Below are 21,720 nucleotides of genomic sequence, written 5' to 3' on the forward strand. Positions count from 1 at the left end.
TCAGGACTGGCCACGGTCGCGGCGTGCGCGGAAGGCTTCCAGGGTCTGGCGGATGATGCGCGCCGGCGCGTCCGGGCTGTCGAACACCGTCTCCACCTCGAGCACCTCGATCTGTTCGCGAAAGGCTTTGGCCAATAGCGTTCCGCCGGTCAGGCGCGCGGCGTCCTTGGCCGTGGTGATCAGGCGTGCGCCGTTGGAGGCCGCCAGCGCCTGGAGTTCCTGCAGATCGTCGTCGGTGTAGAAGTGGTGATCGGCGAAGCTACGCGAGGCCGCGACATACCCGGCACAGGCCTCGACCGTGTCATAGAATTTCTCGGGCTCGCCGATGCCGGCAAAAGCCACGAACTTGCGACCGGCGAAACGAACCGCCTCGCGCGGCTGCACATGGGCGTGGAAAACCGGCCGGGCCGCGCGGGCGGCCACGCGAACGAGGCGCGACGCGGCGTCGCCGTCACCGATCACGAGAAGGGCGCTGGCCTGGCGCAGTTGCGTGACGACCGGCGCGCGTACCGGTCCGCCGGGTATGATGTGGCCATTGCCGAGACCGCGGCGGGAATCCACGACGAGCAGACTGTAGTCGAAATGGATGCGGCGGCTCTGGAAGCCATCGTCCATGATCAGGAAATCGCAGCCCGTCTCGCGGAGCAGGGCCGCACCGGCCTTCCGGTCCCGGGTGACGGCCACGGGCGCATGGGCGGCCAGCAGCAGCGGTTCGTCGCCGACATGGCGCGCGGTGTCATGGGCCGGATCGACAAGGTGGGGCCTGGCATGGCTGCCGCCATGGCCGCGGCTCAGGAAGCCCGGCTTGCGGCCGGCAGCGAGCGCCGCCTTCGCCATGGCGATGGCCACAGGGGTCTTGCCGGACCCGCCGACGGTGAAATTGCCGACACACAGGACTGGCAGCGGCGCATAGGGCGGGCGGGCCATGTCCATGCGCCAGCCGGCCACCCGGCCATAGAGGAAGGATGCCGGCCAGAGAACCGCAGCCTGCCATCCCGGTTTCCGCCACCAGAACGGCGGAGCCTCACCGCTCATGCATCGTCGCCCTTCTTGCCGCGGTCGAGGCGCGCCTCCACGACGAGCGGATGGATGAAGGGCTCAAGGCCGCGCATGGTTCGCGCCAGGGCGCCGCGCATGCTTTCGACGGTCTGGACCGCGTTCTGCTTCATCGACACGCGGACCGCTTCGTTGTTGAAGAGGTAATTGACGGCACCGGCCAGCATTTCCTTGTCCTTGACCAGCTTGGCACCGCCGTTCTTGATCAGGCGCTGGTAGCTCTCGCGGAAATTCTGGACATTCTTGCCCGACAGGATGGCACAGTCGAGCATGGCCGGCTCGAGCGGGTTCTGCCCGCCCTCGCCCGTCAGCGACTTGCCGACGAAGGCGATGTCCGCGAGGCGCAAGTAGAGGCCCATTTCGCCGATCGTATCGCCGAGGAGGATATCGGTCTCGGCGGTGATCCGGTCACCACGGCTGCGCCTTGCGACGGCCAGGTTCATGGCGCCGAGCGCGGATTCGACGTCGTCGCCACGGGTGGGATGGCGCGGCACGATGATGGTCAGGAGATCCGGATGGCGGCGCTTGAGCGTGCGATGCACCTCGGCGCAAATCACCTCCTCGCCGTCGTGGGTGGAAACGGCAACCCATGTGCGGCGGCCGGCAACCTGCTCGGTGAGCCGCTCCAGTTCGCCCAGGTCGACGGTGGGTGCCTGCGTGTCGACCTTGAGGTTGCCCGTCACGATCACCGGCCTTGCCCCCAGCGAGCGGTAACGCTCGCCGTCGACATCGGACTGGGCCATGACGAGCGCGAGGTTTTCCAGGAGCGCTTCCGCCAGCCAAGACCGCTTGGTCCAGGCCTTGAAGGAGCGGTCCGAGAGGCGGCCGTTGACGAGAACCTGAGGCACCCGCCGGGCGCCGAGTTCGAGGATCGTCAGCGGCCAGATCTCCGATTCGGCGATTATCGCCAGGTCCGGTTTCCAATGGCCCAGGAAGCGCGACACCGATGGCTTGAGATCAAGCGGCACATATTGATGGATGATGTTGCCGGAGAAGCGGTCGCGGGCAATCCGGGCGGAGGTCACGGTTCCCGTTGTCAGGACCACGTTGACCCCGAGATCGGCGATCTGCTCGGCCAGCGGCGACACCGCGCTCATCTCGCCCACGGAAGCAGCGTGGATCCAGACCAGCGGCCCGTCCGGGCGCGGCATGCGCGTGATACCATAGCGCTCCTTGCGCCGCCGCCTGTCTTCCTTGCCCTTGGCCGCGCGCCATCCGATGTACCCGCCGACGAGCGGATAGGCGACCCAGCCGAGCCAGCGGTAGGTCCAGAGGATCGAACGGGCGAGACGATCGCTCATGCCCGGCCATCCAGCAGCGCATCACAGCGGTCGTGAATGCGGTTGAGTTCGTCTGTCAGGCGCTGACGTGCCGCCTCCATTTCCTCGTCGGTCGCGTCGGCGGCGACATGGATGGGCTCGCCGGCCAGGGACGCGGCGCGGCCGAACGGGAGGTTGATGACCGACTTGTCCCAGCTCTTTTCAAGCACGATCCGCCGGCTGGTCTGATAGGCCACGGGCAGGATGGGCTTGCCGGAGATACGGGCCAGCGTGATGACGCCCATGCCGGCCTCGCGCGCAGGCCCCTTGATGACGTTGGCGACCATGCCGACCCATTCATCGGCGTCCAGCACGCGCTTCATCTGGATCAGGGCACTGGCGCCGCCCTTTTCCGCCCGGTGCTGGCCGGCCCGACCGCCTGAGCCACGGACCGTCTCGATCCCCCCGAGCTTGAGGACCATGGCGTTCATCTCCGCGTCGGCAGAGCGGGAGACCATGATCGTCAACGGAACCCGGTAGCGGTTGAGGCAGGCAAACATGAAGTGCCGCCCGTGCCAGGTGGTCGTGATCATGCTCCGTTCGCCACGCGACAGCCCGGGCAGGTCAACCGATCCCTCGACGAGGCGGTTGGTCCGCATGACGAGCACGAGCCAGCCGTAGATCAGGCGCGCGACGGCATGCTTGACCATCATGGAGCGGGCGAGCGGCTCGCGTATCGCAATCCACGCACGCTTGAGAGGCGTGACCTTCTTTACCCGCCGTCCGGTTCCGGGCTGCACCAGGGTCACCCCGGTCAGACCTTTTCGTCCGGCTCCAGCAACCGATGGAGATGAACGACATAGTAGCGCATCAGCGCGTTATCCACGGTTTCCTGGGACTTGGCGCGCCAGGCGGTCCGGGCCGACTGAAAATCCGGATAGACACCGACGATGTCCAGCGCATCGAGGTCGCGGAACTCTGTGCTGTTGAGCGCCTTGAGCTCGCCGCCGAAGACGAGGTGGAGGAGTTGCTTCTTTTCCGGAGCATCAGTCATGAGGACACGTCCTTCTGGGGAGGATTGCAAGGAGCATAGAGCATACTGCGGCGCGTATTGAAACCATGGGATGGCGATTTCAAGTCATCGTCCGCAAGGTTGACAGCAATTGTGGAAGCATGGCCGGCGACCCCGCCGCCATGCGGCCGTGACGGGAATTGCGGGTCGCCATGGGCGGCGTGTCGCCATCGCTGCCGACGAGGGATCCGCCGGCCTCGCGCAGGACCAGTTCGGCGGCGGCGATATCCCAGTCGTGGCTGTCGGGGCGGATGAAGGTTCCGTCGAGCCGGCCGTCAGCCACCATGGCCAGGCGGTAGGCCAGCGACGGGATGTGCGCGATGCGGTGCATGCGGTCGCGCAGGGCGGCGGGCAGTTGGCGCGTCATCCAGGCCGGACCGCCCAAGACCGGCTCGTCGCGGGTGCCGTTGACGGCGAGCGGCTCGCCGTTGCGGCGCGCTCCGCCGCCGGCGCTGGCCTCGTAGACCTCGTCGAGGACAGGACAATCCAGCACGCCGGCAATCGACCGGCCGTCCTCGACGATAGCGACGGAAACGCACCAGACGTCCCTGCCATCGACGAAGGCCCGGGTTCCGTCGATCGGGTCGACGACGAAGGTGCGGCGCGCCTCGAGCCTTGCCAGGTCGTCGGCGGTTTCCTCCGACAGCCAGCCATAGTCCGGCCGGGCGGCCATCAGGCCGTCGCGCAGAAAGCTGTCGACGGCGAGGTCGGCCTCGCTGACCGGCGAATTGCCGTCCTTCATCCAGACATCGGGATCGCGGCGGAAATAGCGCAGGGCGATCCGGCCGGCCTCACGCGCGGCCTCGCGCAACAGGGCCAGCTCGCCGTCCAGACCGACAAGGGCCGCGTCATTCGCCGGCAAGCGTCATGCCCTCCACGAGCAGGGTGGGTGCGGCAGTGGAAAACGTCCGGTCGATGTCATTGGCCGGCGTCATCGCCATGAACATGTCCTTCAGATTGGACGCGATGGTGACCTCGGAAACCGGCCAGGCCAGTTCGCCGTTCTCGATCCAGAAGCCGGAGGCCCCGCGCGAATAGTCCCCGGTGACCATGTTGACGCCCTGACCGATGACCTCGGTCACGTAGAAGCCGCTCTTCAGCGAGCCGATCAGGTCTTCCGGCGAGGCATCGCCCGGCTCGATGGCCAGGTTGGTCGAAGACGGCACGACGGACGAGGCGGAGCGCACGCCGCGCCCGTTGGTCTGGAGGCCCAGTTCGCGCGCCGTTGCCGACGAAAGAAACCAGTGCTGCAGGATGCCCCTGTCGACCATGACCAGGGGCTCGCCGGCAACGCCTTCGCCATCGAAGGGGCGCGACGCCGGTCCGCGCACCCGGCGCGGCTCGTCGGTCAGCGTGATGGCGGAGGAAGCGACGGCCTGTCCCATCCGGTCGCGCAGGAAGGAGGTCTTGCGCGCCACGGCCGCGCCGTTGATCGCCGAGGCGAGCGAACCGGCCAGGCCGCGCGCGACGCGGGGATCGAAGACGACCGTCACCGGCCCGGTCCTCGCCTTGCGTGCGCCGAGGCGGCGAACCGCCCGTTCGCCCGCCCTTCGGCCGATCACGTCGGGCGATTCAAGCTCGGCGAAATGCTGACGGGAGGAAAAGTCGTAATCGCGCTCCATCTTCGTGCCCTCGCCGGCCAGCACGGAAACGGAACGCGAAAACCGGCTGGACTGGTAGCTGCCGAGAAAGCCGTGCGACGTGGCCAGGACGAGGCCGCCGAACCCGGCCGACACGCCGGCACCCAGCGAGTTGGCGACGCCAGGGACGGCCATGGCCGCTGCCTCCATGGCCAGCGCGGTCTCGGTCATGGCCGCGGGCGCGGGTTCGGCGGGGTCGAACAGGTCGAGGTCGGGAATGTCGCGGGCAAGCCGCTCCGGGTCGGCCAGGCCGGCAAACGGGTCTTCCGGCGAGGCCTTGGCCATGGCGACGGCGCGTTCGGCCAGCCGCGCGGCATCATAGCCGGTGGTCGCCGACACGCTGGCGACACGCTTGCCGCAGAAGACACGAAGGGACACATCGTCGCTGGCCGACGATTCAGTGTTCTCAACCTTGCCGAGGCGCACCGACACGGATGTCGAGCCACCACGCACCACAACCGCGTCGGCCGCATCGGCACCGGCCCGGCCCGCCGCTTCAACAAGTTCCTGGACGCGCGTTTCCAGTTCGCGCATGTCGGCAGCCCTGGCCATGACCTTCCAATCCATCAGACAGCGCCAGGTCCGGCCGGATCTGGCTATTGTTGCGGTTTCCTGTTCCATCTATTGGCGCAGCCTGCAACAATCAATGGCACGGGGGGAAGGAAGGGAACACGGAACTGACCATGGCGACCGAATCCGCCTCGCTTTTCACCGAAGGACTGCTGCTGCTGGGCGGCGCCGTCATCGCGGCCCCGATCTTCAAGCGAATCGGCCTTGGGACCGTCCTCGGTTACCTGGCAGCAGGGATCGTGATCGGCCCGATCGCCAAGCGGATCACCGATGCCGAGGAGATCATGCACGTCGCCGAACTCGGCGTGGTCTTCCTGCTGTTCATCATCGGCCTGGAACTGAAACCCGCCCGGCTGTGGGCCATGCGCCGCGCAATCTTCGGCCTGGGGCTGGCACAGGTGCTGGGCGCGGGCCTCGTGATCTACGCCGCGCTGCTGGCCACCGGCCTGATGGGCGGCAGCGGTGCGCTGATCGCGGGCTTCGGCCTGGCGCTGTCCTCCACCGCCTTTGCCCTGCAATTGCTGGACGACGACGGCGCGACAAACACACGCTGGGGCCAGACGGCCTTTTCCATCCTGCTGTTCCAGGATCTCGCCATCGTGCCGCTGCTGGCGCTGGCATCCTTCCTGGCCCCCTATTCGCCGGACGCGCCGGGCAATATCTGGGCGGATGTGGCGATCGCGGTCGCGGCGGTGGCAGCGGTGGTGCTGGCCGGGCGCTACCTGCTCAACCCGGCCTTCCGGTTTCTCGGCAACACCGGCGCGCGCGAGGTGATGATCGCGGCGGCGCTGTTCATCGTCATAGGGTCGGGCATGCTGCTGCAATGGGCCGGGCTCTCGATGGCCATGGGCGCCTTCCTGGCCGGCGTCATGCTCGCGGAATCGAGCTACCGGCACGAGCTGGAAGCAGATATCGAGCCGTTCCGCGGCCTGCTGCTCGGCCTGTTCTTTATCGCCGTCGGACTGTCGGTCGACCTCTCCGTGATCCGCGACAACCTGGTGCTGATCGCCGGGGCAACCCTGGCCCTGATGGTGCTCAAGGCCGGGGTCAACTTCATCCTGTGCAGCCTGTTCGGCGCCGACTACAACGACGCCATCCGCGTGTCGCTGCTGATCCCTCAGGGCGGTGAGTTCGGGTTCGTGCTGTTCTCGATCGCCGCGGGCAGCGGCCTGTTCACGACGTCGACCGCGTCGATCCTGATCGCCATCGTCACGCTGTCGATGGCGCTCACGCCGGTTTCCATGATGCTGGCGCGACGCCTGGTCCGCACCGCCCCGGCGGAGGAAATGGACGAGGATTTCGACGGCGCCGGGGCCGACGTGCTGATGGTCGGCTTTTCCCGCTTCGGCCAGATCGCGTCGCAGGTGCTGCTGGCCAGCGGGCGCGATGTGACCATCATCGATCACTCGGCCGATCGCGTCCGCGCCGCCCAGAAGTTCGGTTTCCGGATCTACTTCGGTGACGGCACGCGCAAGGATGTGCTGGAGGCAGCCGGAATCCGGCGGGCCAAGATCGTCGCGGTGTGTACCCACAAGCGCGAGATCACCGACCGGATCATCGAACTCATCCAGTCGGAATATCCCAACGCGAAGATCTTCGCACGCGCCTATGACCGAACCCACACGCTGGCGCTGAGGGCACGCGGGGTCGATTACGAAGCGCGCGAAACCTTCGAATCCGGCCTGCTGTTCGGGCGCAAGACAATCGAGGCGCTGGGTGTGGACGAAGCGGAGGCGCTGGACATCCAGGCCGACGTGCGCAAGCGCGACGAGGAACGCCTGGCGATCCAGCAGGTGGAAGGCATCTATGCCGGCCGCGACAAGCTGCACACCCGGCCGGTGACGCCGGAGCCGCTGATCAAGCCGACGCGCGAAGGGCGGCGCCTCGACCACGACCCGGACGGGCGCGACGGCAGCGAACACGCCATCGGCGCCAACGGGTGACAGACCGGCTTCGCGGTCGGCGAAAGCTCACGCAGGCAGCGCCGGATCCGGCGTTTCCGGCTCCTGCAGCGCGGCTGCGCGGGCAGCCAGTTGCGGCAGCTTTTCCACGATGGCACCGCGGATCTGGCTGCGCACCGGCTCGGTCACGGAGAGGACCCGGCGGATCTTGAGAAAATCGAGCACGCGGAAGCGCGAGACCGGCGGCCGGATCATGATGGCCGGCGGATGGGTCTTCTGACGGGAGGCAATGATGGACTGCATCATCAGTTGCGTCGCGCCGAACATGAAGTCGATCGAGGACGGATTGCGACCCGAATCCTCAGGCCCCCCGACGACGTCGATGGCGATCACCATGTCGACGGCATCGCCGAAAATGTCGAAGGGCAGCGGGTTGTAGATGCCGCCGTCGATCAGCGTCATGCCGTCGCGCCTGACCGGCCGGAACACTGCCGGGATCGCCGCCGATGCCGCGACCGCGTTGCGCAGGTCGCCCTCGGAGAAAAGGCAGAGCCGGTGGCCGAAATAGTCGGTCGCCGTCACGGTCAGCGGGATCTCCAGGTCCTCGAAATGCGCGGGTATCGCTTCCGGCAGGAAGGACTTCAGAATGCTCTCGATGTTGAACTGGGAAAACCGGATGCCGGTTTCCATCATCGCGCCGATACCGGTGGGCCGTGCCCGCCAGAGCCGGGCCGCCGCCTCGCTGCGATCGGCCAGCACCGCCATGGCGTGGGCTTCGATCTCCTCGCCGCTCATGCCGGCGGCCATGGCCGCGCCGATAATGGCGCCGATCGAGGAACCGGAAATCGCGGCCGGGCGAATGCCGAGCGCGTCGAGCTCCTTGATGACGTGAATATGGGCCAGGCCCCGCGCGCCGCCACCGCCGAAGGCGATGCCGATACGCGGCAGATCGATCCCGTCCGCGGCCTTGCCGGCAGGGCCGGCCGGCCTTGTCTTCTTCACGGGTTTACCCTTGCCCCCGGTCATTTCCCTTATCCCCCGCTCTTCAGGGCCGGTGCCGCATCGGCTATGGCCTCCTTCGGACCGACCATCATGATGACGGGCTCGGCCGAGAGCAGCTTGGCTGCCTGCTTCTTCACCTCATCCAGGGTAACGGCGTTGATGAAACCGGTCCGCCTGCTGATGTAGTCGATCCCAAGGTCCTCCTGCTGGATGGCGACGAGGGTGCGGGCGATATCGGAGGAATTGTCGAAGTTGGAGATGGCATAGGAGCCGATAATGTACTTCTTGGCGGACTCGAGCTCGGCCTTGGTGGGACCCTCCTTGGCCATCCTGTGCACCTGGTCGAGGATGACCGACAGGGTCTCGCCGGCACGGTCGGACCGCGTCGCCGTCGATATCTGAAGCTCGGCGGAATAGTCGCGCGGCGAGAGCCAGGCGCCGATGCCGTAGGCCAGGCCACGCTTTTCGCGGACCTCGTCATAGAGGCGGGACGAGAAGGTGCCGCCACCGAGGATGTGGGTCATGACGTAGGCGGCGTAGAAATCCGGGTTGTCACGCTTCACGCCCGGATAGGCGAGCCGGATGGAGGTCTGCGGCAGATCGTAGTCGACCTCCATGCGCTGGCCGAACTTCGGGCTGGCCGGGCCGACATCCTTCTGGTCCGCCTTGGCCGGGAGATCACCGAACAGCTTGTCGAGTTCGGTCTTGAGCGTTTCGGCATCAATGGCGCCGACAACGCCGACATAGAGATTGTCGCGGGCGAACTCGCGCTTGTGGAAGGCCTTCAGGTCGTCCGGCGTGATGGTGCGCAGCGTCGCCGGCGTTCCCTCGCCGCGGCGGCCATAGGGATGATCGCCATAGACGCCCTTGTTCCACTCGATGCCGGCGATGGTGCGCGGGTCACGCTCGTCGGACTGGATACCGGCGATGATCTGCTCCCGGATGCGATCGACCGGCGCCTGGTCGAAGCGCGGGCTGGTGATCGCCATGTGCAGCAGGTTGAATGCCTCGTCCTTCTTGTCGGCGAGCATGCGCATGCTGCCGGAAATGGCGTCGGTGCCTTCCGAAAAGCTCATCTCCGCACCGGAGGTGTCCAGCCTGTCCTGGAAGGCATCGCTGTCGAGATCGCCCGCGCCTTCGTCGAGAAGACCGGTGATGAGGTTGGCCATGCCTTCCTTGCCGGCCGGATCCTGGGTCGATCCGCCCTTGAAGGCCATCTGGAGCGTGATGATGGGAACGGAATAGTCTTCCACCAGCCAGGCCTTGATGCCCTTGTCGGATACCACCTGCTGGATTTTCATCTCGGCGCTCGCCGGGAGGGCGGCAGCCACGAGGATCAAGAGGGCGGTGGCCAGGCCGGCCATGGCGCGAACGGGGGTCATCATCGTCATGTTCCTCACGACCGGTTCTCCTTGGACGGCAGCAGCAGACCGGTAACGGAATCGGAATCCTTCAACCACTGGCTGGCCGCCTCCTGTATCTGTTCGGGTGTCACCTTGCGCAGACGGTCCGGCCATTCAGCGATGCTTTGGACCGTGCCGCCCGTTGCCAGCACGCTGCCATACATGCGTGCCATGCCGGCCTGGTCATCGCGCGAGAAGATCATGTCGCGGATAAAGCGGTTGCGGGCCTTTTCGAGTTCGTCGGCGGTGACGCCCTTGTCGGCGATCCTGGCGATCTCGGCGAGAATGGCCTTCTGGACGTCATCAACCGTGGCCTTGCCGCGCGGCGAGCCGTACACGGAGAAGCGGGACGGGTCGAGCGCCGTGCCCTGGTACCAGGCGCCGACATTTGCCGCGATGCCCTGCTTGACGACCAGTTCCTGGTAAAGGCGCGAGCGCGTGCCGCCGCCGAGGATCTCGGCCAGGAGATCGAGCGCTTCGGCCTGGAGATCGTTGCCGGAGTGGTAGGACGGGACGACCCAGTTGACCTGGTAGGTCGGCACGGTGACGCGCGGGTCGCGCATGGTGACGATGCGCGAGGTGTTCTGCTCGGGCTCCTGCGGGCGGACACGCGGCGGCAGGTCGGGACCGCGCGGGACCTTGCCATAGGTGTCCTCGGCCAGCTTGCGCACCTGGTCGGCGGTGACGTCGCCCGCGACCACGAGGATGGCATTGTTGGGGGCGTAGAAGCGGGTATAGAAATCGACCGCGTCGGTGCGGTTGAGCTGCTCGATCTCGCGCTTCCAGCCGATGACGGGGATGCGATAGGGATGGTTCTGGTAGAGCGTGGCGTCGAGTTCCTCCGACAGCAGCGACGCCGGGTCGTTGTCGACGCGCATGGCGCGTTCCTCCAGGATCACGTCGCGCTCGGGGCCGATGACGTCGTCAGTCAGGATGAGATTGTGCATCCGGTCGGCCTCGAAGGACATCATCGTGCCCAGCGCGTCCGGCGAGACCTTCTGAAAATAGGCGGTGTAGTCGTCCGAGGTGAAGGCGTTCTCCTGGCCGCCGATGGCGGCAACGGCGCCGGAAAACTCGCCCGGACCATGGTTGCTGGTGCCCTTGAACATCAGGTGCTCGAAGAAATGGGCGATTCCGGACTTGCCGGGCGCCTCGTCGGCGCTGCCGATCCTGTACCAGACCATGTGGGTGACGACGGGGGCGCGGTGATCCGGGATGACCACGACCTCCATGCCGTTCTTCAGCCGGAAGTCCGTGATCTCGGGCTTTCTGGCATCTGCGAAGGCCGAACCGGACAGCAGGACTGCGCCGCCCGTGACGAGCGCCAGCATGGTTTTGCGAAGAACCGCCATGGCAAGAATATCTCCCTGAAGCAAATCGGACGTGCGAAGACCAAGCACCAAGATAGGGCCAAGTGAAGGCACAAGAAATGCGACGGAGATGAAATCTTCGTAATGAAACCGCCGGTCAGGCTGGCTGCGGGCGCAGGAATCGCATGACCGTGTCGCCCCACCGGCGCTCATCGACGAGGTCGAAACCGGGCCATTCGAAGGGCGCATCCGCAGCTTCCTCGACAACGCAGAGCGCCTCGGGCGTCAGCCATCCGCCAGTGCGCGCGGCCGCCAGAGCCCGGGTCGCCAGGCCCTTGCCATAGGGCGGATCGGCGAACAGCAGCGTGAAGGGGAGCATGGTGCCGATGTCACCGAGCGAGGCGGCGTCACGGCGGAAGATGCGGGCGCGGCCCTGCAGGCCGAGCGCCTCGATGTTGGAGCGCAACAGCCCCCTGCCCTCGGCGGACTGCTCGACGAAGAGGGCGAAGGACGCGCCGCGGGACAGGGCTTCCAGCCCCAGCGCGCCTGTGCCGGAGAACAGGTCGAGCACGCGCGCGCCCTGCAGCACCTCGCCGTGACCGTGGGCCAGGATGTTGAACAGTGCCTCGCGGGTACGGTCCGTGGTCGGACGGATGGCATTCGATTTCGGCGTGGCAAGCGCCCGCCCCTTCATCTCCCCGCCGACGATGCGCATGGATCAGCCGTCCCTGCCGCCGCGCGGCCCCCGCGGCTTGCCGCCGGGCCGTCCCTTCGACGGGCCGCCACGATCAGGGCCCCTGCCCTGTCCGGGGCCTTCGCTCCTGCCCGGACCACGCGCGAACCTGCCGCCGCCGGAGCCTTCCGGCCTGCCCTTCGGGCCGCCTTCCGCCTTGCCACGGTAGCCGGCCTTGCCAGCCGGCTTGCCGGCAGGCCTTGCCGGGCCATCCTTCTTCGCGGCAGGCGCAGATTTGGCCGATGCCGGGCGGGCGCCCGGGGCGCGCCAGACGTGGGCGCCTCGGCTTTCCTCGCCGAAACGCTTCTGCTGCGGACGGTCGCCATCGCGCCCGGCGCCGTCACGCGGTGCTGCGCGATCGCGCGGCGGCCGGTCCTCGCGGTCACGGCGGGGGCGGTCGTCGTCACGGTCGCGGTGCGGGCGGTCCTCGTTGCCAAACCGGCGCGGGCGGTCCCCTTCGCGGTCACGGCGCGGACGGTCTTCGCCGGAGCGATCGTCGCGGCGCGGGCCACCGGGATGGCGGCCCCGGCGGCGGATCAGACCGCCTTCCTCCTCGCGCAATTCCTCGCGAGCGGGGCGCGTCTGCAGGCGATCCAACGCATCGGCACGCCACTCGTCGCGGTCCCGGCGCGGCCTTGAGGTCGACCGCTTCTCCGGTTCCTCGCCCTTGCGGACGGGCTTGTTGGAAAACTCGTTGAGCACCGGTGCATCGAAATCGGCACCGGCCTCCTCGATCAACGCCTCGCCCAACTGGTCGCGCAGCGCCCGGCCGCGCATCTCGCGCACGGCGCCCTCCGGCAGGTCGCCGAGTTGGAACGGACCGTAGGAAACGCGGATCAGGCGCGTGACCTCCAGGCCGAGCGCGCCCATGACGTTCTTGACCTCGCGGTTCTTGCCTTCGCGGAACGAGATGGTGAGCCAGGAATTCGAGCCCTGTTCACGGTCCAGCACGGCCTCCATGGCACCGTAGAAGACGCCATCCACGGCAATGCCATTTTTCAGCTCGTCGAGGCGGGCCTGGTCGATCTCGCCGTGCACGCGGACGCGGTAGCGGCGCAGCCAGCCGGTGGACGGCAGTTCCAGCACGCGGGCGAGGCCACCGTCATTGGTCAGCAGCAGCAGGCCCTCGGTGTTGATGTCGAGGCGGCCGACGGAGACAACGCGCGGCATGCCTTCGGGCAGCGCCTCGAACACGGTCTTGCGTCCCTCGGGATCGCGGTTGGTGGTGACCAGACCGGAAGGCTTGTGGAACAGCCAGAGACGGGTTCGCTCGATCTCGGGGATCGGCTTGCCGTCGATGGCGATGCGATCCTCGCGGGTGACATTGAGCGCGGGGCTTTCGATGACCTTGCCGTTGACCGAGATGCGGCCGTCGGCGATCAGCGCCTCGGCCTCGCGGCGCGAGGAGACACCGGCGCGCGCCAGCCGCTTGGCGATCCGCTCACCGGCCGGCGCGGCTTCCGCCTCCGGCTCGCGGTCGAAACGGCGCGGCGGCTTTCCCGCCGGCTTGCCGCGGCCGCCCGCGGGCGCTGTCTTCCGGTCACCAAACGGTTTGCGCGGGCCCCGGGGCTTGTCTTTCCTGTCGTCGGTCATCTGGTCATTCTTTCGTGGTGGGGCTACGTCGGGCATTTTCGCCATTCAATGAATCGCGCCAATGCTCTATCTCTTTGTTTTTTACCAATTCCGGACGCGAAACCGGTTCCCACTGTCGCTGGAATTGCTCTAGCAAACCCGGAAACGTCTTGCGAGTGAAAATCAGGCATGGCCGAAAAGACAGTCCCTGACCCAAGCCCGATGGAAATCGCCCTGGACGAGGCGCGCGCCGCAGAGGCACGCGGCGAGGTCCCGGTCGGTGCGGTCGTCACCCGCGACGGGGCGATTATCGCACGGGCCGGCAACCGGACCCGGGAACTCAACGATCCGACCGCACACGCGGAAATCCTGGCGATCCGCGAGGCGTGCCGGGTGCTGGGCCAGGAACGCCTGACAGGCCTCGACCTGCATGTCACGCTGGAGCCCTGCACCATGTGCACCGGCGCGATTTCCTTTGCCCGGCTGCGCCGCCTCTATTTCGGCGCAGAAGACCCGAAAGGCGGCGCGGTGATCCATGGCGGCCGGTTCTTCGGCCAGCCGACCTGTCACCATTCGCCGGAGGTCTATCCCGGCATCGGCGAACGCGAGGCAGCGCGGCTGTTGAGGCAATTCTTCCAGGACCGGCGCGGCGACTGACCGGCGGATCGCGCCTTGCCGCCAAGCCCCCCGCTTACCAGGGCAGCATGTCCCGCCAGCTCGTCTTGCCCGCCTTCTTGCGGGATTCCGCCTTCAGACGGCGCTCCTTGTCCGCCTCGTCCTCGCCGAACTCGCCGGCCGGCGCAGTGGCGGCCGGAACGCGGTATTTCAGCGGCGGCTCGGACAGGTATTTGCGGGACGCGGGGCTGCCCTGCATGTTCTCGGCGCGGCGGCGGCGGAATTCCGCCTGCGAGTCGCGCTTGCCGAAGACCGGCGTCTGGCTCGGGTCGAGGTGGCGGTACTGGCCGCGCTGGGCCGCCGCACCCGATGTGATCATCGGCTCGTTCGGATCAGCCTCACGGCCGCTGGTGACGATCGGCTCGAAATCCGGATTGTCGCGGTTTTCCGTGGCATACTTGCGGTAACGGGCGCGGCGTTCCTCGGGCGACTCCGGCCACTGACCGGTGGCTTCGCGCGCCGAGACGATATCTTCCTGCGGCTGCGGCAGCTGGTTGGTGTCAGCCGGCTTGACCAGTTCGGGACGCGGCTCGTAGTCGATCCTGGGGCCCTTTTTCGGGGCCAGCGACAGCATGCCGCTGAGGTCGTCCACGAGCTGTTCGTTGGCCGTCTTGTCGGTGCCGTAGGTCGGAGAACTCATGCAGCCGGCGAGCGATGTCGCGGAAAGCGCAGCCAAGATGGCAAACGCAAGGCTCTGGCCGTTTCGCGTATTTCGAACCATGTCGCGGTGCGCGCCCTTCATCGTCTTCCCCCGGCGTCCTGCGCCTGTGTACATAAAGCCGTCCGTGCGATGAAGGCACAATCCGGCAAGATCATGACCATTCATCGGCCGCGCTTCTTTTAGCGCAACCGTGCCCAATCGGCAACGCGGGCGCGAAACGCGCCCGCACGGCCGGTCTCAGATCCGCCCGAGGTCCCGCAATTCGCGCAGGGCCGCGGCATCGCGGGCCGATACGTCCGGGAATTCCGGGTCGGAACCGACGTCATCGGTAACCCGCCACGACCGGGCGCACTTGGTGCCCCGGGCCATTGCCGGAACCACGGCCACGCCCTTCACCTCGTCGAGCGTGAAGGCCCCGGCGGGGGCTTCCTTGTCGGAGACCGACGTGCCGGAGGTGATGCAGATCTCGGCCATGTCGAGACCCTCGATCGCCTCGCGCAGCGCGGGATCGGTGATGTGGACGAAGGGTGCGGCCTCCAGCGAGGAACCGATGCGCTTTTCGCGGCGCTCGATCTCCAGCGCGCCGGTGACGACGCGGCGGACCTGGCGGACCTTCTTCCACTTCGCTGCCAGACGGTCGTCCTTCCACTCGGCGGGGACGTCCGGGAACTGCTCCAGGTGCACCGAGACGGCGTCCGGGTTCATTTCCAGCCAGGCCTCTTCCGTGGTGAAGGGCAACATGGGCGCCAGCCACTTGACGACCGCGTCGAAGACCGTACGGACCACCTGGAGGGCGGCCTTGCGGCGGATGCTCGACGGCGCGTCGCAGTAGAGCGCATCCTTGCGGATGTCGAAGTAGAAGGCGGAAAGGTCGATGACCATGAAATCGATCAGGGCGCGGGCGATACGCTTGAAGTCGAAGTTGTCATAGCCTTCGTTGACGACGCGGTTGAGTTCCACCAGCCGGTGCAGCATGAGCCGCTCCAGTTCCGGCATGTCGGCCAGCGGCACGATCTCGCCCTCGTCGTGGGCCAGCGTCCCGAGCATCCAGCGGATGGTGTTGCGCATCTTGCGGTAGGCGTCGATGTTGGTCTGGATGATCGACTTGCCGAGACGCTGATCCTCCCAGTAGTCGGTCGTCATGACCCAGAGCCGCAGGATATCGGCGCCGGCATCCTTCATGACGTCCTGCGGGGTGACCGTGTTGCCGAGCGACTTCGACATCTTGCGGCCGTCCTCGGCCATGGTGAAGCCGTGGGTGATGACCGTGTCGTAGGGCGCGCGGCCGCGGGTGCCGCAGCTTTCCAGCAGCGAGGAATGGAACCAGCCGCGATGCTGGTCGGAACCTTCCAGGTAGACATCGGCGGGCCATTTCAGGTCCGGCCGGTCTTCCAGCGTGAAGGTGTGGGTGGAGCCGGAATCGAACCAGACGTCGAGAATGTCGCGGACCTGCTTCCACGGTTCGCCTGCACGTTCGCCCAGGAAGCGCTCCCGCGCGCCCTCGGCAAACCAGGCATCGGCGCCCTCGTCCTCGAAGGCATCGAGAATGCGCTTGTTGACGGCTTCGTCCTTCAGCACCTTGCCGTCCTCGTCGGCGAAGACGCAGATCGGCACGCCCCAGGCACGCTGGCGCGAGAGCACCCAGTCGGGCCGGTCGGCGATCATGGCCCGCAGGCGGGTCTGGCCGGCGGATGGCACGAAGCGCGTGGCGTCGATTGCCTTGAGCGCCCGGTCGCGCAGCGTGGTGCCGTCGTCCAGCGTCTTGTCCATGTGGACGAACCACTGCGGCGTGTTGCGGAAAATGACCGGCTTCTTGGAGCGCCAGGAATGCGGATAGGTATGCTTCAGCCGGCCGCGTGCGAACAGGCGGTCAGCCTGGATCAGCGCGGTGATGACGGCCTGGTTCGCGTCGCCCTTCTTGCCCTTGTCATCGATGACGCGCACCGCCCCGCCTTCGCGGTCCGGGCCGAAGCCCGGCGCGTCCCTGGTCAGGAAACCGGCATCGTCGACCGTGAAGGGGATCTGGCTGGAGATGCCGCGCGCTTCCAGGTCGCGGGCATGGTGCATCCAGGCGTCAAAGTCCTCGCGGCCGTGGCCGGGCGCGGTGTGGACGAAGCCGGTGCCGGCGTCGTCGGTGACGTGATCGCCTTCCAGCAGCGGCACGGCAAACTCGTAGCCGCCAGCGAGGCCCTTGAGCGGGTGGGCGCAGGTGATGGCGGCCAGGTCACCGGCGGAAACATCGCGCAGGCGGCAGTATTCCAGCTTGCCCTTGGCAAAACTTTCCCCGGCCAGCGCGTCGGCGAAAACGAGTTTCTCGCCGGGTTGCGGGCCGAAATCGTTTTCCGTGGCCGTCACCTCGTAGAGACCATAGGCGATGCGCGGGGAATAGGAGATGGCGCGGTTGCCGGGGATGGTCCAGGGCGTGGTCGTCCAGATGACGACGAAGGCGCCATCGAGGTCGCCGCCGGCGGCGACCGGGAACTTCACCCAGATCGTGTCGGACTCGTAGTCCTGGTACTCGACCTCGGCCTCGGCCAGGGCCGTGCGCTCGACGACCGACCACATGACCGGCTTGGACCCGCGGTAGAGCTGGTCCGACATGGCGAATTTCAGCAGTTCGCCGGCGATGCGGCTCTCGGCGTGGAAATTCATCGTCGTGTAGGGATTGTCGAAATCGCCGACGACGCCGAGCCGCTTGAACTCGGCCGACTGGACCTCGATCCAGTGGCTGGCGAAGTCGCGGCATTCCTGGCGGAACTCGTTGACCGGCACCTCGTCCTTGTTCTTGCCCTTGGCGCGATACTGTTCCTCGATCTTCCACTCGATCGGCAGGCCGTGGCAATCCCAGCCGGGGACGTAGTTGGAATCGCGGCCGCGCATCTGGAAGGACCGGGTGATGACGTCCTTCAGGATCTTGTTGAGCGCATGGCCGATGTGGATGTTGCCGTTGGCATAGGGCGGGCCGTCATGCAGCACGTAGAGCGGCCGGCCGGCGGCGCTCTCGCGCAGCTTGCGGTAGAGGTTCACCCCTTCCCAGCGGGCGACGATTTCCGGCTCCTTCTTCGGAAGGCCGGCGCGCATGGGAAATTCCGTCTGCGGCAGGTAGAGGGTCTTGGAGTAGTCGAGCTTTTCGGGCGTGTCGGTCATTGTCTTGCCAATCGTGCGGCCAGTGGCGGCCGGGCTGTCATTCGGACGTGAAACGGAAGGCCGCGCCGCCGGCAGAATTCGAGGCGCGCGGCAGATGTCCCGGACCTTCCCGCACCCTGTCAGGCGCCCCGGAAGGCCGGGCCAATAATTCGCCGGGATATCGTGTTTCTCACGGTTTCCATGGGCGCGGGTCTTAGTCCTTTTTGCCGGGCTTGAAAAGTGGGCGGGGCAGCGCGTTCTCCCGTTACCAGGTTTCCCGGTCCAGCTTCTCGAAGACGAGGCGGCGCATCAGCGCCGTGGCCGCACCGGGGAACAGCCGGCCAAGCCCGGCATAGACCAGCGGCACCCGGCCGGGAACGATGACACGGCGGCGTTTCTCCAGGCCCTCGAGAACGAGGCGGGCGGCCTGCGATGGCGGCAGGCGCTTCTCCGCACTGGCATCGGCCGGCGCGTGGCGGCGCGCCATGGCGGTATCGAGCGGGCCGGGAAAGATGGTGGAGACCGTCACGCCGCGCCGCGACGCGGCCTTGCGGATCGAGCGGGCGTAGACGGCCAGCGCGTCCTTCGCCGCGGCATAGGCAGCCGCACCGGGATAGCCGGTGAAATGGGAGAGCGACGAGACGAAGCCGAGTCGCGCGCCGGGGGCGAGCGATTCGGCCTGCAGCAGCGCAGCGGCCATGACCATGGGTGCCTCGGCGTCGACGCGGACGACGCGCTCGAGCACGGCAGGCGGCATCGCCTCGAAGCGCCCGGTGGCGCTGATGCCGGCATTCAGCAGCACGACGTCATAGGGCCCGGCGTCCAGAAGCACCGGCAAGGTGCGGTCCAGAGCGGTCCGGTCGGCCAGGTCGCAGGTGACCTGAAGCCGCTGTCGGTCCGGAGACCCTGGCGGCGCCCGGTGGTCGACGGTGACGACGCGATAGCCGCGGGCCAGCAGCCGGTCCGTCAGCGCCGCGCCGAGACCGGACGAAGCGCCCGTGACAAGGGCGCACTTTTCGCGTTCGCTCACAGCCTTGGCCTCCAGAACGTGGCGCCGGACAAATAACGCAGCCAGCCGAGCGTAACCGGCGATCGGCGGGTCGCCAGGTCATGCGCCATCATGGCCGCGGCGTCGGCGGGATCGAGAAAGAAACGGCCGAGAGGGCCCGGATCGTGGCCGGCCTTCTCGTGCATGCCGGTACGCATGGGCCCCGGATGGATGACCTGGACACCGACGCTGCCGCGCCATTCGCTGCGCAGGGCGCGCCCGAACCCGTGCAGACCCGCCTTCGACGCCGCGTAGGCAGGGAACAGCGCGGTTCCCCGGCGGGCCACCGAACCGACAAGGGTCAGCAGGCCCTTGCGCACGGACAGGTGCGGATGAAGCATCCGCGCCAGAAGCAGCGTCGAGACCAGGTTGACATCGAGCGTCCGGCGAATCGTGGCGGCATCCTCGAGGCCGCCTGCCGGCGAATGGCCGGTCGCGGCATTCAACACGGCGTGGTCGAGGCCGTCCCAGCCGGCCTGTTCGAGCGCCGCCTCCACGGCGGCGGCGGCGTCCACCGGCGCGGCAAGATCGGCTTCGACATAGCGGCAGGTCGCGGGCAGGTTCGCGGAGACGGCGGCGGACGCCTGGCGCCCGGTGACCATGACATCGTGACGGGGTGCGAGGTGGCGCGCCAGCGCAAGACCCAGACCGGCAGTGCCACCCGTGATCAGGATCCGGCGCCGCTCACCGGGGGTCATCCCGGTCCCCGAACGCGATCGCGCCGTCGAGCGGCGACAGCGGCTCCACCCCGGCGAGGAGCGCGCGCGCCTCCTGCTCGTCGCGTTTCATCTGGGCCACCAGCGGATCGAGGCCGTCGAACTTCACCTCGCCGCGCAGGAAGCCGAACAGGGAGACGCGGCACGTCTCGCCGTACAGGTCACCGGAGAAATCGAACAGGACGGTTTCCAGGAGAGCCGCGCCATCGCTGTCGACGGTCGGACGGCGGCCGAAGCTCGCGACGCCATCATGCACCGATCCGTCGGCGCGGGTGAAGCGGACGGCATAGATGCCGTGGGCGAGACCGTTGTCTTCGGGCAACGCCATGTTGGCGGTCGGATAGCCGAGCGTTCGCCCGAGTTGCTTGCCGCGCACGACCTCGGCCTCGACCGTGTAGCGATAGCCCAGCAGGCCGGCCGCCTCGCTGACCTCGCCCTGCTGCAGGCACTCGCGGATGCGGCTGGAGGAGATCACGTCTGCTCCCTCGTCGCGGAAGGCATCGACCAGCGTGACGCCGAAGCCGTGCTCCTCGCCAGCGGCCATGAGATAGGCCGGGCCGCCGGCACGGTTGCGGCCGAAATGGAAGTCGAAGCCGGTCACCACGTGGGTAATGCCGAGGCCATCACAGAGGATGCCCCGGACGAACTCCACCGGCTCTGTGGCGGCGAAATCGCGGCTGAAGGGCTGCTCGATCACCGCGTCGAAGCCGAGCGCGCCGAGCAGGCGGGCCCGCATGGGTGCAGGCGTCAGCCGAAAGACCGGCCGGTCGGGGCGGAAGACCGTTCGCGGGTGTGGCTCGAAGGTGAGAACGAGCGCGGGCACGCCGCGCTCTCGGGCCATGCCGAGCGCCTTCTCCAGCACTGCCAGATGGCCACGGTGGACACCGTCGAAATTGCCGATGGCAACGACGCCGCCGCGCAGGCCGGCCGGCAGGTGAACCGGGTCGGACAAACGAAGCAGCTTTTTCTCCGCCGCGCCGGTCATGCCAGCCTCGTGATCGAGGCGACGGGGGCCAGGGCGTGCCTTTCAAAAAATTCGCCGAGCCTGACCGGATCCGGCGTGTCCGCGCTATCGCCGTAATCGCGGAAATGGATGCCGCCGGAAACATAGAGCGCATCGATGCCAGCGTTCACGGCGCCCTTGATATCGGTCAGCATGCCATCGCCGATGGCCAGAACCTCGCCGCGCTCCAGCGGGCGGTCGCTCAGCTCCGCCAGTTTCGCCATGGCGGCGCGATAGATCGGGGCATGTGGCTTGCCCGATATCAGCGTGCGTCCGCCCAGCTGGCCGTAGTCGCGCGCCAGGGCGCCGGAACACCAGATCATGCGGTCGCCGCGTTCGACGACGATGTCCGGATTGGCGCAGATCATCGGCAGGTCGCGGGAGCGCAGACGCTGCAGCATCTCGCGATAGTCGTCCGGTGTTTCGGTCTCGTCGTCGAACAGGCCGGTGCAGACCACCGCCGACGCCTCGAACTCCTCGACCAGGTCGACCTCGAGGCCATCGAAGAGCTGCAGGTCCCGATCGGGGCCAAGGTGAAAGACGCGGCGCGGTCCCTCGGCGATCAGGTCGCGGGTCACGTCGCCCGACGTGACGACCGCGTCCCAGGCGTCGTCGGGCACGCCGAGGCCGCGGATCTGCGTGATGACGCCGGACGACAGGCGCGGCGCATTGGTCAGGAGCACGACGGGCAGCCCCGCGGCGCGCATGCGCCCAAGCGCGGCGCAGGCCTGCGGAAAGGCGCGCACGCCGTTATGAATGACGCCCCAGACATCGCACAGGATCGCGCCATAGGATCCGGCCAGGTCATCCAGTCGGTCGATCATGGCGGGGCTGGCAGTCATCGGGTGTCCGGTCCTGGTGATTGGCATCGCGGCAGGCCGGCGGACCGGCCCGGGGGTGACTGGACCGGAATTAACCCAAGGCGTTCACCCTGTCACCAGCTTTCGGCTGACACCGGCGGGTGCTCATGCGA

The 21,720-nt window shown here is 67.5% G+C and carries 19 protein-coding genes; 2 read left to right on the forward strand and 17 right to left on the reverse strand.

From position 1 onward, the window contains the following. The 6 genes from lpxK to CSC94_RS14845 all read right to left on the reverse strand — a co-directional run bounded on the left by lpxK (window position 1) and on the right by CSC94_RS14845 (window position 5,579). Window positions 1–1,035, reverse strand: a complete 1,035-nt coding sequence (lpxK, locus tag CSC94_RS14820; RefSeq protein WP_099307136.1) for a tetraacyldisaccharide 4'-kinase — start codon at window positions 1,033–1,035, stop codon at window positions 1–3. Beyond that, complete coding sequence (gene waaA / locus CSC94_RS14825) at window positions 1,032–2,357, reverse strand: lipid IV(A) 3-deoxy-D-manno-octulosonic acid transferase (RefSeq protein WP_099307137.1); 1,326 nt, start codon at window positions 2,355–2,357, stop codon at window positions 1,032–1,034. Before waaA ends, lpxK begins: the two co-directional genes overlap by 4 nt. Continuing rightward, window positions 2,354–3,115: a lysophospholipid acyltransferase family protein gene (locus tag CSC94_RS14830; RefSeq protein ID WP_245408367.1), complete on the reverse strand. Its 762-nt coding sequence runs from the start codon at window positions 3,113–3,115 to the stop codon at window positions 2,354–2,356. The genes waaA and CSC94_RS14830 overlap by 4 nt, the downstream gene beginning before the upstream one ends. 14 nt (window positions 3,116–3,129) lie before the next feature. After that, on the reverse strand, window positions 3,130–3,369 hold the full coding sequence (locus CSC94_RS14835; protein ID WP_099307139.1) for a DUF4170 domain-containing protein: 240 nt from the start codon (window positions 3,367–3,369) through the stop codon (window positions 3,130–3,132). Between the two features lie 79 nt (window positions 3,370–3,448). Next, on the reverse strand, window positions 3,449–4,249 hold the full coding sequence (locus CSC94_RS14840; protein ID WP_099307140.1) for a 3'(2'),5'-bisphosphate nucleotidase CysQ: 801 nt from the start codon (window positions 4,247–4,249) through the stop codon (window positions 3,449–3,451). After that, the gene (locus CSC94_RS14845) at window positions 4,236–5,579 is read right to left on the reverse strand and encodes a TldD/PmbA family protein (protein WP_099307249.1); all 1,344 of its coding nucleotides are present in this window, start codon (window positions 5,577–5,579) and stop codon (window positions 4,236–4,238) included. The genes CSC94_RS14840 and CSC94_RS14845 overlap by 14 nt, the downstream gene beginning before the upstream one ends. 131 nt (window positions 5,580–5,710) lie before the next feature. Here CSC94_RS14845 and CSC94_RS14850 point away from each other — a divergent pair, with 131 nt between their 5' ends. After that, window positions 5,711–7,540 carry a monovalent cation:proton antiporter-2 (CPA2) family protein gene (locus tag CSC94_RS14850; protein ID WP_099307141.1) on the forward strand — a complete coding sequence of 610 codons (1,830 nt, stop codon included), beginning with the start codon at window positions 5,711–5,713 and terminating at the stop codon, window positions 7,538–7,540. A gap of 27 nt (window positions 7,541–7,567) precedes the next feature. On the opposite strand, the gene CSC94_RS14855 is transcribed toward CSC94_RS14850, so the two are convergent. The 5 genes from CSC94_RS14855 to CSC94_RS14875 form a co-directional block, all read right to left on the reverse strand. After that, window positions 7,568–8,500 carry a patatin-like phospholipase family protein gene (locus CSC94_RS14855; RefSeq protein WP_425356524.1) on the reverse strand — a complete coding sequence of 311 codons (933 nt, stop codon included), beginning with the start codon at window positions 8,498–8,500 and terminating at the stop codon, window positions 7,568–7,570. Window positions 8,501–8,529: 29 nt separating this feature from the next. Continuing rightward, the gene (locus tag CSC94_RS14860; RefSeq protein WP_099307143.1) at window positions 8,530–9,891 is read right to left on the reverse strand and encodes a M16 family metallopeptidase; all 1,362 of its coding nucleotides are present in this window, start codon (window positions 9,889–9,891) and stop codon (window positions 8,530–8,532) included. A 5-nt stretch (window positions 9,892–9,896) separates the two neighbouring features. Beyond that, window positions 9,897–11,255: a M16 family metallopeptidase gene (locus CSC94_RS14865; RefSeq protein WP_165784445.1), complete on the reverse strand. Its 1,359-nt coding sequence runs from the start codon at window positions 11,253–11,255 to the stop codon at window positions 9,897–9,899. 115 nt (window positions 11,256–11,370) lie between these two features. Continuing rightward, the gene (gene rsmD, locus CSC94_RS14870) at window positions 11,371–11,928 is read right to left on the reverse strand and encodes a 16S rRNA (guanine(966)-N(2))-methyltransferase RsmD (RefSeq protein ID WP_099307144.1); all 558 of its coding nucleotides are present in this window, start codon (window positions 11,926–11,928) and stop codon (window positions 11,371–11,373) included. A 3-nt stretch (window positions 11,929–11,931) separates the two neighbouring features. After that, window positions 11,932–13,539 (reverse strand): pseudouridine synthase, encoded by a 1,608-nt coding sequence (locus CSC94_RS14875; RefSeq protein ID WP_099307145.1) that lies wholly within the window; start codon window positions 13,537–13,539, stop codon window positions 11,932–11,934. A gap of 201 nt (window positions 13,540–13,740) precedes the next feature. Between CSC94_RS14875 and CSC94_RS14880 the strand changes: the two genes are divergently transcribed. Further along, entirely contained in the window at window positions 13,741–14,175 is a 435-nt protein-coding gene (locus tag CSC94_RS14880) for a nucleoside deaminase (RefSeq protein ID WP_099307251.1), read from the forward strand. A gap of 34 nt (window positions 14,176–14,209) precedes the next feature. Here CSC94_RS14880 and CSC94_RS14885 read toward each other — a convergent pair whose 3' ends face one another. From CSC94_RS14885 to CSC94_RS14910, 6 genes are all read right to left on the reverse strand, one after another. Next, window positions 14,210–14,935: a hypothetical protein gene (locus CSC94_RS14885; protein ID WP_245408369.1), complete on the reverse strand. Its 726-nt coding sequence runs from the start codon at window positions 14,933–14,935 to the stop codon at window positions 14,210–14,212. 156 nt (window positions 14,936–15,091) lie between these two features. Continuing rightward, window positions 15,092–18,001 (reverse strand): isoleucine--tRNA ligase, encoded by a 2,910-nt coding sequence (gene ileS, locus CSC94_RS14890; RefSeq protein WP_099307146.1) that lies wholly within the window; start codon window positions 17,999–18,001, stop codon window positions 15,092–15,094. Window positions 18,002–18,245: 244 nt separating this feature from the next. Further along, the gene (locus tag CSC94_RS14895) at window positions 18,246–19,010 is read right to left on the reverse strand and encodes an SDR family NAD(P)-dependent oxidoreductase (protein ID WP_099307147.1); all 765 of its coding nucleotides are present in this window, start codon (window positions 19,008–19,010) and stop codon (window positions 18,246–18,248) included. Beyond that, a complete protein-coding gene (locus tag CSC94_RS14900; RefSeq protein ID WP_099307148.1) occupies window positions 19,007–19,726 on the reverse strand; it encodes an SDR family NAD(P)-dependent oxidoreductase in 720 nt (239 codons plus the stop codon). Before CSC94_RS14900 ends, CSC94_RS14895 begins: the two co-directional genes overlap by 4 nt. Beyond that, the gene (locus CSC94_RS14905) at window positions 19,713–20,729 is read right to left on the reverse strand and encodes a bifunctional riboflavin kinase/FAD synthetase (protein WP_099307149.1); all 1,017 of its coding nucleotides are present in this window, start codon (window positions 20,727–20,729) and stop codon (window positions 19,713–19,715) included. Before CSC94_RS14905 ends, CSC94_RS14900 begins: the two co-directional genes overlap by 14 nt. Then, window positions 20,726–21,589 carry a TIGR01459 family HAD-type hydrolase gene (locus CSC94_RS14910; RefSeq protein ID WP_099307150.1) on the reverse strand — a complete coding sequence of 288 codons (864 nt, stop codon included), beginning with the start codon at window positions 21,587–21,589 and terminating at the stop codon, window positions 20,726–20,728. Before CSC94_RS14910 ends, CSC94_RS14905 begins: the two co-directional genes overlap by 4 nt. Window positions 21,590–21,720: the final 131 nt, after the last annotated feature.

It is taken from the genome of Zhengella mangrovi (assembly GCF_002727065.1).
Classification (GTDB): domain Bacteria; phylum Pseudomonadota; class Alphaproteobacteria; order Rhizobiales; family Rhizobiaceae; genus Zhengella; species Zhengella mangrovi.

Bases quoted from the DNA above. Each gene is read 5' to 3' on its own strand.
- lpxK (WP_099307136.1), bottom strand. From the start codon at position 1,035: ATGAGCGGTGAGGCTCCGCCGTTCTGGTGGCGGAAACCGGGATGGCAG.
- waaA (WP_099307137.1), bottom strand. From the start codon at position 2,357: ATGAGCGATCGTCTCGCCCGTTCGATCCTCTGGACCTACCGCTGGCTC.
- CSC94_RS14835 (WP_099307139.1), bottom strand. From the start codon at position 3,369: ATGACTGATGCTCCGGAAAAGAAGCAACTCCTCCACCTCGTCTTCGGC.
- CSC94_RS14845 (WP_099307249.1), bottom strand. From the start codon at position 5,579: ATGGCCAGGGCTGCCGACATGCGCGAACTGGAAACGCGCGTCCAGGAA.
- CSC94_RS14850 (WP_099307141.1), top strand. From the start codon at position 5,711: ATGGCGACCGAATCCGCCTCGCTTTTCACCGAAGGACTGCTGCTGCTG.
- CSC94_RS14860 (WP_099307143.1), bottom strand. From the start codon at position 9,891: ATGACGATGATGACCCCCGTTCGCGCCATGGCCGGCCTGGCCACCGCC.
- CSC94_RS14865 (WP_165784445.1), bottom strand. From the start codon at position 11,255: ATGGCGGTTCTTCGCAAAACCATGCTGGCGCTCGTCACGGGCGGCGCA.
- rsmD (WP_099307144.1), bottom strand. From the start codon at position 11,928: ATGCGCATCGTCGGCGGGGAGATGAAGGGGCGGGCGCTTGCCACGCCG.
- CSC94_RS14875 (WP_099307145.1), bottom strand. From the start codon at position 13,539: ATGACCGACGACAGGAAAGACAAGCCCCGGGGCCCGCGCAAACCGTTT.
- CSC94_RS14880 (WP_099307251.1), top strand. From the start codon at position 13,741: ATGGAAATCGCCCTGGACGAGGCGCGCGCCGCAGAGGCACGCGGCGAG.
- CSC94_RS14885 (WP_245408369.1), bottom strand. From the start codon at position 14,935: ATGAAGGGCGCGCACCGCGACATGGTTCGAAATACGCGAAACGGCCAG.
- ileS (WP_099307146.1), bottom strand. From the start codon at position 18,001: ATGACCGACACGCCCGAAAAGCTCGACTACTCCAAGACCCTCTACCTG.
- CSC94_RS14900 (WP_099307148.1), bottom strand. From the start codon at position 19,726: ATGACCCCCGGTGAGCGGCGCCGGATCCTGATCACGGGTGGCACTGCC.
- CSC94_RS14905 (WP_099307149.1), bottom strand. From the start codon at position 20,729: ATGACCGGCGCGGCGGAGAAAAAGCTGCTTCGTTTGTCCGACCCGGTT.
- CSC94_RS14910 (WP_099307150.1), bottom strand. From the start codon at position 21,589: ATGACTGCCAGCCCCGCCATGATCGACCGACTGGATGACCTGGCCGGA.